A 13,101-nucleotide genomic window follows, 5' to 3' on the forward strand; every position below is an offset into this window, starting at 1 on the left:
CTCAGTCGAGATCGGCCATTTCAAACCTGGCCAGTTTCGTTCTCTCCTGCACCAAACACTATGGCTTGCTCTTCCATCTGTGCAATTTGAGCTTCGCTGTACCCAGATTCAAGCAGAATGCACCGGCTGTCCTGCCCGAAGCTTGGCGGTGCACTGCGGATAGACCCGGGCGTCCGGCCGAACAGTGCCGGAATTCCCGTGCCGCTGTAATTGCCCATCTTCACCACCATGTTTCGGTGAATGGTATGGGGATGCGCCAGCGCCTCGCTCACGTTGCGCACAACGCCTGTCGGCACGCCGGCATTCAGCAGCATATGTTCGAGAGTTTCGGCCTCAAGCTCGGCAAGGCATTGCGTCAGCAACTCGCCAAGTTCCCTGCGATGCGCGATTCTTGCGGCATTATCGACGAAGCGGGCGTCCACGGCAATATCCGGGCGTTTCAAAACTGCACAAAGTTTGGCGAACTGGCCATTGTTGCCAACGGCAAGATAGATCTTTCCGGTGCGCGTCTCAAACATGTCATAAGGCACGATGTTCGGATGTCCGTTGCCCGTTGCTACCGGAATTTTGCCTGACATCAGGGCGTTGGCGGCCTGAGGATGCAGCATGCTGATCGCACAGTCGTAGAGCGGAACCTCGATTTTCTGGCCAAGCCCCGATCTGCCGCGCTCGATCAATGCGGCAAGGATTGCATTGCAGGCAATAAGGCCGGTCCCGATATCAACCACCGGAGTGCCCATACGGACCGGCCCGTTTCCGGGGTCGCCGTTGATGCTCATCAATCCGGTCATTGCTTGGACCACCGCGTCATAACCCGGATGTCCGCCCAGGGGACCGTCAGCGCCGAAGCCCGTCACATGACAAAGGACAAGCTTCGGGAACAGCGCTTGAAGCACTTGATCGTAGCCCAGCCCCCATTTTTCCAAAGTCCCGCTCTTGAAGTTGTGGACCAGCACATCCGCGCTCTCCAGCAGCTTGAGCACGACCGTGCGTCCTTCGGGCTTGCCAACGTCGATGCCGATCGATCGCTTGTTGCGATTTGCGCCCGAAAAATAGGCGCTGAGACCATCCTTGAATGGAGGGCCCCATCCTCGCGTCTCGTCTCCTTGAGGTGGTTCGATCTTGATGATGTCGGCGCCGTAGTCGGCGAGAACTTGCGTGCAGTATGGTCCGCCGAGAACACGGCTGAGGTCAACGACACGGATTCCTGTGAGGGGACCCGAGGTCATAGCACGTTTTCGTATAGTGACACGACATCATCATAAGACATGTCGCAAGGATTGTTGGCTATCAGGCGAGTAAGTCCCGTGGTGACTTCGCGCGCCATCGCCGGAACGGCATCGGCAGAAATGCCCAGCTGCGATAGCCGCGTTTCCAGACCGCTCGCTGCGAACATTTCCTCCATTGCCGAAATGAGACTATTGGCAGCCTCCGCGTTGCTTGCAAAGGTCCGATTCGGCAAGAATACCTTGGCAAGATGCGCGTATTCAGCTTCTGCGACTACCAGATTGAAGCGCATCACTGGTGCAGCAACCAGAGCATTGCCATGTCCATGCGGCACGTGAAAATGGCTTCCCAGCGGGTACGATAGTGCATGGATCGAACCCACGCTGGCGTTGATGAATGCCATGCCTGCAAGGGTTGCGCCCAGCAACATTGCTTCGCGTGCGGCTAGATCCGATGGGGTGTCGAGGACGCGCGGCAAGTTTTGCCCCAGGAGCGAAAGGGCCTTGTCTGCCAGACCGTCGGAAATCAAATTCTTGCGAGTCCTGCTCGTCGAAGCCTCGATGGCGTGGACCATGGCATCGAGTGCGGTCGCTGCCGTGATCTTGCGAGGCATGCCGAGTGTAAGCGCTGCGTCCAGCAGCGCAATGTCTGGAAGCAGTTGCGGCGCGTAAACAGCCAGCTTTTCCTGTTTGGCACTGGTCAAGACGGAAACCGACGTCACTTCCGAGCCAGTGCCGGCGGTTGTGGGAATCTGGATGAGTGGAAGCCTTTGGCCGATTGCTTTGCCGACACCAATCATGCCGTCGATAGTCTGGCCGCTCGCCGCTGCCAGCGCGACCACCTTGGCCGTATCGAGGGAGCTTCCTCCACCTAGGCCGATAATTGCGTCGGCTCCGAACGATTTGGCGAATCCAACAGCTTCCGAGACGATTGCCATGGGCGGATCTGCTGCTACGCGGTCAAAAATCTCGACCGCGATGCCTGCCGCACCGAGGCTGGACATGGCCTGTTCGGAAAATCCACAAGCCACAATGCCAGGATCGGTGACGAGCAGGACTCGGCTGCCTCCCAGCTCGCAGACGAGGTCACCGACTTGGGACAGCGATCCCGCTTTGCAAATAATGCGCGGACAAGACAGGAAGTTGAGGTCCATAAGTTTCTCCGGTGAGGAAGTTGCTCCGATCAGAAGGCGGCTTCCTTGATCATGTTTCGGGCGATTATCAGTTGTTGAATTTGGGTGGTGCCTTCGTAGATACGGAACAGGCGCACATCGCGGTAGAACCGCTCCACCGGGTATTCAGACATATAGCCCGCGCCGCCATGAATCTGGACTGCGCGATCCGCGACCCGGCCGACCATCTCGCTGGCGAACATCTTGCAGCACGCCGCGTCGGTTGACACGTCCTGGCCCGCGTCGCGCCGACGAGCGGTTTCCTCGATCATGCATCGTGCGGCAAAAGCCTCGGCCTTGCTGTCAGCCAGCATGGCCTGAATAAGCTGCTTTTCGGCTAGGGGTTCACCGAACTGCTTACGCTCCAGGGCGTAAGCGAGGCTTTCCTTGATCAGCCGCTCGGCGGCCCCGACGCATATAGCTGATATGTGTAAGCGGCCGCGATCAAGGACCTTCATCGCTGTCCGAAACCCTTTGTTTTCGAATTCAGGCCCGCCGATGATCGACGATTCATGCACACGCACATCCTGGAAGATCACATCGCAGGTCTGCGATCCCTTCTGTCCCATCTTGCGATCGCGTGCACCGAACGAGATACCAGGGGTAGTCCCGTCCACGAGGAAGGCGGTGACCCCGGAGGAACCTTTGGTTCCCGGCTTGGTACGGGCGAACACCGTAAATAACCCTGCCAGCGGAGCGTTGGTAATATAGCGCTTGGTGCCATTTATCACAAAGTGCTCGCTGTCCCGCTTCGCGGATGTGGAAAGTGAGCCAGCGTCGGAGCCAGCATCGGGCTCTGTCAGGGCAAAGGATGAAATCAATTCGCCCGTGGCTAGGCGAGGCAGGTAGTGCTCCCTTTGCTCAGGCGTGCCGTCAATGATGATACCCTGCGATCCAATGCCGTTGTTCGTGCCGAACAGAGATCGGAATGCGGGAGATGCTTGACCAAGAATAAATGCCGCCTTTACCTCTTCGGACATGGTCAGGCCGAGGCCACCAAACGCCTCGGGTATCGACATGCCGAAAAGACCCATGTTCCGGATTTCCTCGGCAAGAGCCTGGGGAATTGCATCATTCTCGGCCACCTCGGTTTCGCACGGAATGAGCCGCTCGCGAACAAAGCGATCCAGCGTGTCCAGGAACTGTGAAAGAGTTTCGTTGTCCATTGACATGAAATGGGCTTCCTAAAGGCTCAGGGCGAAATGGCGCTGACGTTGCGGACAAGTTCAATCAGCCGGGCAGCAATGTCGGTTTCGATCCAGTCGCGAGTCAGATGAGATGCCGCCCCGCCGCAATTGAAGGCCAGAACGGGCGCACCGTTTGCAGGGATGAAGGGCACGGCAACGGAGTTCACATCCGCCTTCCATTCGCCGATCGAGAGGCAGTATCCGTGTTTGGCGTAGGTCTCGAGAGCATCATTTATCCCTCTCTCGATTGCCGGCCATGCCTGACCCTCGTGGTGGCGGATGTCCTCGATAATTTCAGATCTGCGCTCTTCGGATATCCCCGCCAGAAAGGCGCGGCCCACGGCCGTGGTCGCCAGTTTGATATGGGCTCCCACGTCGATCGCGAGCGTGATCGGGTTCGAGCCGCGGCAACGCTCCAAGTATATCATCGTCAGGCGATCCCTGCCTGCCAGCGCAACAGGCATGCCCGAATAGTCTGCAAGTTCCTGCATGTACGGCTTGGCCAGATCTATGACCGGCAATCCGGCAAGGCATGAGAATCCCAGCGAAAGTACCGGCGGGGCGAGGCGGTATCGGGCTGTTTCCGGGTCGAAGCTGAGGTAGCCAAGGCGGTGCAGCGTATAAGTCAATCTCGATATGGTCGATTTGCTCAAGCCGGTCCGAGCGGCAAAATCGCCGTTGCCCAGCGCCTCACCCTCCCTGCGGAAAGCGCGCAAGACCTCGAGTCCACGCGCCAGGGCAACCACGAAATCGCGGTCCGTACCTTCCTGTTTTGAAAGCTCCTTGCGCGGTCGCACCGCAATACTCCTCTCACCCCGGCCGTTGCCGACTTGAAATGTCTCTACACTGGTAGTAAGAGGTTTGTCAATATTGCGGAATATATTTCCGCAGAGCGGAATAAAATCGGGTTTGTCCAGTTCCGCGTGGTTGCCAAAACTCGACGGTGAAGAGGATTGTTATGACTCAACATGACTATGCAGACATCGCACTGTTCATCGCAGGCACGTGGATCGGCCCGGAAGAGCGCGAAACCCAGCCCGTCATCAACCCGGCGACCGCCCAGCAGATCGGGCTTATCGCGAAAGCGACGCCCGATGATCTCGAGGCTTCGGTGAGATCGGCCCGCGTGGCATTCGAAGGGTGGCGGCAGCTTTCGCCGCTTGATCGCAGCGCCATACTGCGCAGGTTTGCCAATCTGCTTCGTGAGAACGAACAGGCAATTGCAGCCGCCATTACCCTCGACGAGGGAAAGCCATTGGCCGAAGCGATTGTTGAAGTGCGTTCTTCGGCCGATCATATCGATTGGCACGCCGAAGAAGGGCGTCGCATCTACGGTCGCATAATCCCATCGCGATCCCCTGCTGTACAGCAGCAGGTTCTGCGGGAACCGGTGGGCGTCTGCCTGGCAATCACGCCATGGAACTTCCCTTTGAGCCAGGCAGTGCGAAAGGTTGCCGCAGCATTGGCCTGCGGTTGCACAATGATCCTGAAAGGCCCTGCGGAAGCCCCGTCTGCGTGTATGGCCATCGCCCGCTATCTGCAGGAAGCGGGATTGCCTGATGGATGCCTCAATCTCGTCTGGGGCAATGCCGCAATGATTTCAGAAACATTGGTGGCCCATCCCGATGTTCGCAAGATCACCTTCACCGGATCGGTCGAAGTCGGCAAGAGCCTTGCCGAACTCGCTGGTCGTCACATGAAGCGCGCCACGATGGAACTTGGCGGTCATGCGCCTGTCCTGATTTTCGATGATGCAGACGCCGAGGCGACCGCAAGGGTGCTGGCCGGCAACAAGCTGCGCAACGCAGGACAGGTCTGCATATCGCCGACCAGGTTCTTTGTGCAGGCGAGCGTTCACAAACGCTTTGTCGCAGCTCTGGTTGATGCCTTTGCGACGGTCAAAGTGGGTGACGGCCTTGAGCCCGATATCCAGATGGGGCCAGTGTGTCACGCCCGGCGGATTGCCGAAATGGAACGCCTGGTCGACGACGCGCGCGCCGGTGGAGCCGCCATCCTTGCCGGCGGCACACGACAGGGGAATGCGGGCTATTTCTTCGCACCGACTATCGTCGATACTGCGGACGATCGTATCGCGCTGATGCGGGATGAACCTTTTGGCCCCATCGCCGTGGTTTCGCGCTTTGACGACATGAGCGATGCCATCGATCGGGCAAACGCATTGCCGTTCGGCCTGGCGTCCTATGTCTTCACCAACTCGCTTGAACGCGCGGACCGCGCTGCGGCATGCCTGCAGGCCGGCATGGTCAGCATCAATCATTTTGGACTGGCCTTGCCCGAAACCCCGTTCGGAGGGGTCCGTGACAGTGGATATGGCACCGAAGGCGGCAGCGAGACTTTCGATGGCTACCTCAACACGAAATTCGTTTCGCGTTTCGCAGGAGTTTGTGCGTGAGCGATGGGCAACTGGTGCGGATCGAGTGGCGAAATCGTGTTGCGCTTCTGACCATCGACAATCCTCCGCTCAACCTCCTGAAGGCTGCGGTACGTGCCGCCCTGCTTGCGGCGATACGCACGGCCGCCGCCAGCGATCCCGAGCGAATTGTCATAACCGGGGCAGGCAAGGCGTTCGTGGCCGGGGCCGATGCCCGGGAATTTGGCGATGCTCCGATAGAGCCGCATTTGAACGACGTGCTGCGGGAGATCGCGCAACTCTCCGTGCCGACCATCGCTGCGATCAATGGGAGCGCGCTTGGCGGAGGCCTCGAGATTGCGCTGGCCTGCCGGTGCAGGGTTGCCGCACCTTCGGCCCGGCTGGGCCTGCCCGAAGTGACGCTCGGGGTAGTGCCGGGCGCTGGTGGAACGCAGCGTCTGCCCCGTATTGTGGGCATCCCCCACGCGCTCGACATGATTGTGCACGGAAGGCTGCTGTCGGCACGGGAGGCGCATGATATCGGACTTGTCGATAGTGTTGCATCCGATCCCGTCGCCGCCGCTCTCGGCATGGACCGGAATCAACTCGATACCATGCTGGTCGCCGACCGGCGTCCCGCGCCAGCGGCACATCCAGATGCGGTGTCGGCCATTGCCAGGGATGCTGCCCGCCGCGCCCGAGGGCAGAAGGCCCCCGAGCGCGCGCTGGAACTGGTGGCCGGGAGTACCGACTGGGACCTTGATGTCGGGATGAATCGCGAGCGGGAGGCCTTCCTCGAACTTCGCGGATCCGATCAGGCCAAGGCATTGCGCCACATCTTCTTCGCCGAGCGCGCCGCTTCAACCCGGTCATGTTACCCAAGACCAGACCGTCCGATCGAACGGGCGATTGTCGTAGGCGGGGGGAATATGGGCGCGAGCATAGCCTACGCCCTTGCCCGAGCCTCAATCACGGTGACCTTGGTCGAGATGGATGCCCAGCGGGCAGCAGATGCCCGGCGGCGATTCTCGGGGCTGGTCGAACAAGGCACAAAGAAGGGGGTCCTGACCGAGAAAGAGGCTAACAGTATCAGCAGTTTGACGAACGTGGTGGTGGGGCTCGAAAATCTCGGGGCGGCTGACATCGCCATCGAAGCCGTGTTCGAGAATTTCGCTGTCAAAAAGGCTATCTTTGCAGCCCTTGGTGACAATCTGCCGCCTTCGACAATTCTCGCAACGAATACCTCGTACCTGGATGTCGATCTTCTGGCGGAAAGTGTTCCCGAGCCCGCGCGCTTCCTGGGATTGCACTTCTTCAGTCCTGCGCACGTGATGAAACTGCTCGAGATCGTGCGTGGTGGCAGAACGGCTCCGGAAACTCTTGGCGTGGGCATCGCGCTCGCCAGGATGCTAGGCAAAGTGCCGGTCGTGGCCGGTGTGTGCGATGGCTTCATCGGAAACCGGATACTGACCCGATATCGCCAAACGGCGGACATCCTTCTTGCCGAGGGCGCAACACCGTCGAGCATCGATGCGGCAATGCGGGGATTCGGCATGGCCATGGGCCCCTATGAAGCCCAGGACATGTCGGGTCTCGATATTGCATATGCCAATCGCCAGCGACAACGCCTGGACGGCCGCGCCGACGCAAGAATGCTTCCCATACTCGAGTGCCTGGTCGAAGAGCATGGTAGACTTGGCCGTAAATCGATGGCTGGCTGGTATGATTACGATGACGCGGGTCGGCTCCGGCCGTCCGCCTTGGTCGAAGACCTCATCGTGGCGATCTCGGCGAAAGAAGGCTTTGCCCGTCGGACTTTGAGTGAGGCGCAGATTGTCGATCGAATTATCACGTCCATGATCGTCGAAGCCTGCCTTATTCTTGAAGAAGGAATCGCCGCCTCGACACAGGACATCGATCTGGTCTTGGTTCATGGCTACGGATTCCCTCGCTGGCGAGGGGGACTGATGTATCACGCGGACACATTGACTCCGGCTTGCGTGGTTGCAAGGATCACCGAGTTTTCGTCCGCCGACCCTCTGGGCTGGAGAGTCCCTTCACTGATCACGAACCTGGTTCGCGACGCCAGGTCGTTCGCGGATGCCTGAACTTGAAGATAGGTCTGAAGACATGGCTGATGTGTTCATCTGCGATTTCATCCGCACGCCGATCGGCCGCCACGGCGGGGCCCTTGCCAGGGTACGCGCCGACGATCTGGCCGCTGTTCCGATCAGATCCCTGATCGAGCGAAATCGGTCGATCGACCTGGTCGAGATCGATGAGGTCCTGCTTGGCTGCGCAAATCAGGCAGGCGAGGACAACCGAAACGTGGCCCGCATGGCTGCCCTGCTCGCGGGCCTACCCGAGGAAGTTCCCGGCCTGACCCTGAATCGCCTTTGCGCCTCAGGTCTTGAGGCGGTTATCACTGGTGCCCGGTCGATACGGTGCGGTGAACTCCAGCTTGTGATCGCTGGCGGCGTGGAGAGCATGAGTCGAGCCCCGTTTGTTCAGCTAAAAGCCGAAACCGCGTTCTCACGCGCTGTCGCCATGGAGGATACGACCATTGGATGGCGATTCGTCAATCCGGCGATGCAGACGAGCTATGGCGTCGACTCGATGCCCGAGACCGCCGAAAACGTCGCGATGGAGTATTCGATCGGGCGGACCGATCAGGATGCCTTTGCCCTGCGGTCGCAGGCCAAGGCTGCCAGAGCAGGCAGCAACGGACGATTGGCGCGGGAAATCGTGGCGGTCAGCGCCCCAGTGAAGCGGGGGCAAGCCGCGATAATTGACGCTGACGAGCATCCGAAACCGAACACGACCATAGATGACCTCGCTCGACTACGACCAATCGTGCGTACCGACGGGACCGTCACGGCAGGAAACGCATCCGGGGTGAACGATGGTGCCGCAGCATTGCTGCTGGCGTCGAAGGAAGCTGTTCGTCGATATGGGCTGACACCCCTTGCCCGAGTGGTGACCGCTGCGGCAGCTGGGGTTCCTCCCCGGATCATGGGTATCGGTCCGGTTCCGGCGATCAGAAAGATACTCGCTCGGCAATCGCTGACGATGGGCGACATCGGCGTGATCGAACTGAACGAAGCCTTTGCCAGCCAGGCGCTGGCCTGCACGCGGTCGTTGGGTCTGGATGATGAAGATCATCGCGTAAATCCCAACGGCGGAGCGATCGCGCTCGGTCATCCGCTGGGCATGTCCGGGGCACGGATTACGGGCAGCGCAGCGATTGAACTTGCTCAAGGGACCGGGCGCTACGCCATTGTGTCTATGTGCGTGGGCGTCGGACAAGGAAGCGCGCTGCTGCTGGAGCGGGTCTAGGAGACCTGCCTCTGGGTGGCCGCAAAAAACGACAACGGAACGCGCAGTAAAATTCAAGACCTGAAGCCAAGCACGACATAGCTTCTCCACTGGATCAGCTCTCGGCCGCCCGAAGTTTCGGACAACGATCGATTGGGGCGTTCAAAAAAAGATGGATGGAGAGGCCAAATGGCGGACAATCGGGAAGCAGATTTCCTGCGCGAATTGTACGAGGATTGGAGCAGCCGGATGGCCGCCAATCCCGCAATGTCGATTGCCGATTTGCGCAGTATGTTCGACGAGTGGGGCAAACCAGCACGTGAACCCGAGGGCGTAAGCTACAAATCAGATGAAGTCGGCGGAGTCCCGGGAATATGGGCATTTCCGCAAGACGCCGATTCCGCGCGCGTCATTCTCTACACCCACGGCGGAGGTTTCGCCGTGGGATCGGCAGATAGTCATCGCAAGCTCGCAGGGCATCTTGCCAGCGCTCTGGGCGTAACTGCGTTCATTCCCGATTACCGGCGGTCCCCCGAATTTCCGTTCCCTGCCCAGATCGAAGACGGGATCGCCGCATATCTCGGTTTGATCGAAAGAGGTTTCCACCCTGGATTCATAACGACTGCGGGGGACAGTGCGGGCGGCAATCTCGCCATTGCCATTGCGTTTCGGCTCCGTGAGCTGGGCCGGCAACTTCCGGGCAGCATCATAGCTTTTTCTCCCTGGCTGGACATGGCGCTGCGTGGCGCGACACTCGAAGCCAACGCGGCGACGGACGCTCTTGTCGGGCGCCAGATACTCGAGGGCATGATCTCGATGTTTCTTGGCGGCACTGCGGACCCGCTGGATCCGCTGGCCAATCCACTCGAGAATGACTTTCAGGGCTTCCCGCCGCTTTATATCAATGCCGGTGGAGCCGAGGCATTGCTGAGCGATGCCGAGTCGTTGAGCGAAAAAGCTCGCAACGCAGGCGTTTCCGTCACCCTCTCGGTCGTCCCCGGAATGCAGCATGTCTTTCCGGCCCTTGCCGGGCGCGCGCATGAGGCGGACGACGAATTGCTCAGGATCTCAGCGTGGTATCGCGCACTTTGACCGCCGGAAAAACGCATCTTGCAACAATGGTTTGCGCGGAAATCCCGCGCTGGAGGTAAATATGATCAGAAATGTGACCGCGACAAAGACCCCTGGCGCGGACTTTGACGCAATTGTGATCGGCGGAGGCTTCGGAGGGCTCTATGCGGTCCACAAGCTGCGTAATGACCAGGGTCTCCACGTAAAGGCCTATGACAATGCGAGCGATGTCGGAGGGACCTGGTACTGGAATCGTTACCCGGGAGCGCTCTCGGATACCGAGAGCTTCTGCTATCGCTTCTCATTCGACAAGGAACTCCTTGATCAAGGCAGCTGGCAGACCCGCTATCTCACTCAGCCCGAGATTTTGGAATATCTCAACAATGTCGCTGACCGCTTCGACTTGCGCAGCAGCTATCAGTTCAACACCAAGATAGTATCGACCCGTTTCGACGAAGCGACTGGGCTATGGCATGTAGTAACGGACAAGGGTGAGACGGCATCGGCCAAGTATCTCATTACCGGCCTGGGACTTCTTTCGGCGATCAACAAGCCGACGTTCTGTGGCATCGACGACTATGCCGGTGACATTTACCATACAGGCGCGTGGCCTGAAGGGGTCGATCTCAGCGGAAAGCGTGTCGGCATAATCGGGACGGGCTCAACCGGAATTCAGGTGATCATTGCCCTGGCGCCCCAGGTAAAGCACCTGACCGTATTCCAACGATCTGCCCAATACGTCGTTCCGATCGGAAACTGGCCCGAAGACACTGAGACGATCGATACCTACAAGGCCAACTATGACGAAATCTGGAAGCAGATAAAGAGTTCGAATGTCGCCTTCGGTTTTGTCGAGAGCACCGTTGCGGGAATCGACGTCCCCGAGGCCGAGCGGGAGTGCGTATTCGAGGAAGCGTGGCAGCGCGGTGGTGGATTCCGCTTCATGTTCGAGACCTTCAACGATGTCGCGATCAGCGATGAGGTTAACACCTCGGCGGCAAACTTCATCAAGCGGAAAATTGCCAAGATCGTGAAGGATCCAGAAATCGCCCGGAAACTGACGCCCGGCGATATCTATGCCAAGCGCCCGCTGTGCGCGACGGATTATTACGGTGTTTACAACCGGAAAAACGTATCGCTGGCAGACGTCAAGGACGATCCGATCGCAGAATTCACGACAAGAGGCATCCGCTTGGCCAGTGGGATCGAACACGAACTTGACGCGGTGATTTTCGCTACAGGTTTCGATGCGGTCGATGGAAACTATACGAAGATCGATATTCGGGGACGCGGTGGCGTCACCATCCGGGACAAGTGGGCCGATGGCCCTCTGGGTTACCTCGGGATGATGGAAGCCGACTTTCCGAACATGTTCATGATCCTGGGCCCCAACGGTCCATTCACAAACCTTCCTCCCAGTCTCGAAAGCCAGGTGGAATGGATTTCCGACACGATTGCAACCATGGAAGCTGACGGCCGCTCCACTATCGAGCCGACGCAGGAAGCCGAAGATGCCTGGGTGGAAACCTGCCGGACAATTGCCAACATGACACTGTTCCCTAAGGCGGAATCGTGGATTTTCGGGGCGAACATTCCTGGCAAGAAAAACGCAGTGATGTTTTATCTCGGTGGTCTCGGCAATTACCGTTCAGAACTTCAATCGGTACGGAATTCGGGCTACGAATCGATGATATTCGATCGTCAGACTGCAACCACCGCGCTTTGATGACCATCGAAATTCGTTCGCGTCTGAACGACCGGACTGTTGCATTCCCCATCCCCCGCAAGGCCGTGACAGGTTCGGTCGTGCGGGGGACACGCTGCTTGTGGCCCGTCGATCGAGGGGTTGTCAGCAATCAAGGCTCGATTTCGCGGCATCGCCTCTAGCCCGGCTTATTCATGAGCCCGCTGCACTGGGGTGTTTAGGGTTTGGTGGGTCGGTTGCCGCGTGATCTGGGCGAGCGCCGGCGCCGGCGTTTTTCCCCGCAGCAGGAGCGATGGGCTTTTCGAGGTTGATGGACGAGGGCTCGGGCTTTCATCGGCACTGCCGCACTGGCTATGTCGGTGCTGGCCGGAGAATGGTGGCGATGGCTTTGAACACGCCGGCGTCCGGGCAGGCTGACGCGAAGGCGAGATGGATACGCGAGGAGGTTTCGATGACGCGGGCAGCGACCTTGAGCAGCCGCAGGCGTAGCGTTGCGAACTCGGCTGTGGCGAGCGCGGCTGTCTTGGGGATTTCCTGTTGGATGCGCCACATCAGCCAGTAGACAGCGGTGTGGAGGATGAGGCGCATCTGGTTGGCGTTGGCGGATCGGCACGAGGTGCGATCGCTAGCGAGTTGAGCCTTGTGGCGCTTGATCAGCCTTTCGGTCTGGCCGCGCGCGCAGTAGAGCGTGTCATAGATATGCTCGGCTGAGCCTTCGGTCAGTGAGGTGACGACATAGCGGATGTCCATGCCCAGCGTGCTGGCCTCGATCCGGGCGACGACGCGGCGCTGGCACTTCCAACTCTTCGCGCCGTAGTGCGTTTCGGCATAGTTGCGCAGGACCGGATACTGGGCCGTGGCCCGCTTGACCGCGCAGGCATCGACGATGGCAACGATGACCGTATCAGCACGCAGCGCGGCATTGGTCGTAAGCGCATTTTCACTGGCACGTATCAGGCGGCTTGCGGGATGTAACTCATTTCGAACCTTGTTTCGGCGGCATTGGTATCTTGCCAGTTGCCGGGGAGAAGGTCGTCTATGGGATCGCCGTCAT

General features: G+C 59.2%; 9 protein-coding genes and 1 pseudogene. 5 read left to right on the plus strand and 5 right to left on the minus strand.

The window, feature by feature from the left end; all coding sequences use genetic code 11:
- Window positions 1–20: 20 nt before the first annotated feature.
- The 4 genes from EQG66_RS13265 to EQG66_RS13280 are packed head-to-tail and all read right to left on the minus strand — an operon-like array spanning window position 21 to window position 4,382.
- Window positions 21–1,229, minus strand: coding sequence for a CaiB/BaiF CoA transferase family protein (locus EQG66_RS13265; protein ID WP_051170537.1), 1,209 nt, complete (start codon window positions 1,227–1,229; stop codon window positions 21–23).
- On the minus strand, window positions 1,226–2,380 hold the full coding sequence (locus tag EQG66_RS13270; protein WP_029995528.1) for an iron-containing alcohol dehydrogenase: 1,155 nt from the start codon (window positions 2,378–2,380) through the stop codon (window positions 1,226–1,228). Before EQG66_RS13270 ends, EQG66_RS13265 begins: the two co-directional genes overlap by 4 nt.
- A gap of 29 nt (window positions 2,381–2,409) precedes the next feature.
- Window positions 2,410–3,570, minus strand: a complete 1,161-nt coding sequence (locus EQG66_RS13275) for an acyl-CoA dehydrogenase family protein (RefSeq protein ID WP_029995529.1) — start codon at window positions 3,568–3,570, stop codon at window positions 2,410–2,412.
- 20 nt (window positions 3,571–3,590) lie between these two features.
- Window positions 3,591–4,382 (minus strand): IclR family transcriptional regulator, encoded by a 792-nt coding sequence (locus EQG66_RS13280; RefSeq protein ID WP_029995530.1) that lies wholly within the window; start codon window positions 4,380–4,382, stop codon window positions 3,591–3,593.
- A gap of 161 nt (window positions 4,383–4,543) precedes the next feature.
- Here EQG66_RS13280 and EQG66_RS13285 point away from each other — a divergent pair, with 161 nt between their 5' ends.
- From EQG66_RS13285 to EQG66_RS13305, 5 genes are all read left to right on the plus strand, one after another.
- On the plus strand, window positions 4,544–5,998 hold the full coding sequence (locus EQG66_RS13285) for an NAD-dependent succinate-semialdehyde dehydrogenase (RefSeq protein ID WP_029995531.1): 1,455 nt from the start codon (window positions 4,544–4,546) through the stop codon (window positions 5,996–5,998).
- Entirely contained in the window at window positions 5,995–8,064 is a 2,070-nt protein-coding gene (locus tag EQG66_RS13290) for an FAD-dependent oxidoreductase (RefSeq protein ID WP_223806615.1), read from the plus strand. The genes EQG66_RS13285 and EQG66_RS13290 overlap by 4 nt, the downstream gene beginning before the upstream one ends.
- Window positions 8,065–8,086: 22 nt before the next feature.
- On the plus strand, window positions 8,087–9,292 hold the full coding sequence (gene pcaF, locus EQG66_RS13295; RefSeq protein WP_029995533.1) for a 3-oxoadipyl-CoA thiolase: 1,206 nt from the start codon (window positions 8,087–8,089) through the stop codon (window positions 9,290–9,292).
- A 168-nt stretch (window positions 9,293–9,460) separates the two neighbouring features.
- Entirely contained in the window at window positions 9,461–10,363 is a 903-nt protein-coding gene (locus tag EQG66_RS13300; protein WP_029995534.1) for an alpha/beta hydrolase, read from the plus strand.
- A 61-nt stretch (window positions 10,364–10,424) separates the two neighbouring features.
- On the plus strand, window positions 10,425–12,068 hold the full coding sequence (locus tag EQG66_RS13305) for a flavin-containing monooxygenase (RefSeq protein WP_029995535.1): 1,644 nt from the start codon (window positions 10,425–10,427) through the stop codon (window positions 12,066–12,068).
- 330 nt (window positions 12,069–12,398) lie between these two features.
- On the opposite strand, the pseudogene EQG66_RS13310 reads toward EQG66_RS13305, so the two are convergent.
- Window positions 12,399–12,980, minus strand: a pseudogene (locus EQG66_RS13310) (transposase); the annotation flags it as partial.
- Window positions 12,981–13,101: the final 121 nt, after the last annotated feature.

It is taken from the genome of Sphingobium fluviale (genome assembly GCF_004122115.1).
GTDB classification, from domain to species: domain Bacteria; phylum Pseudomonadota; class Alphaproteobacteria; order Sphingomonadales; family Sphingomonadaceae; genus Sphingobium; species Sphingobium fluviale.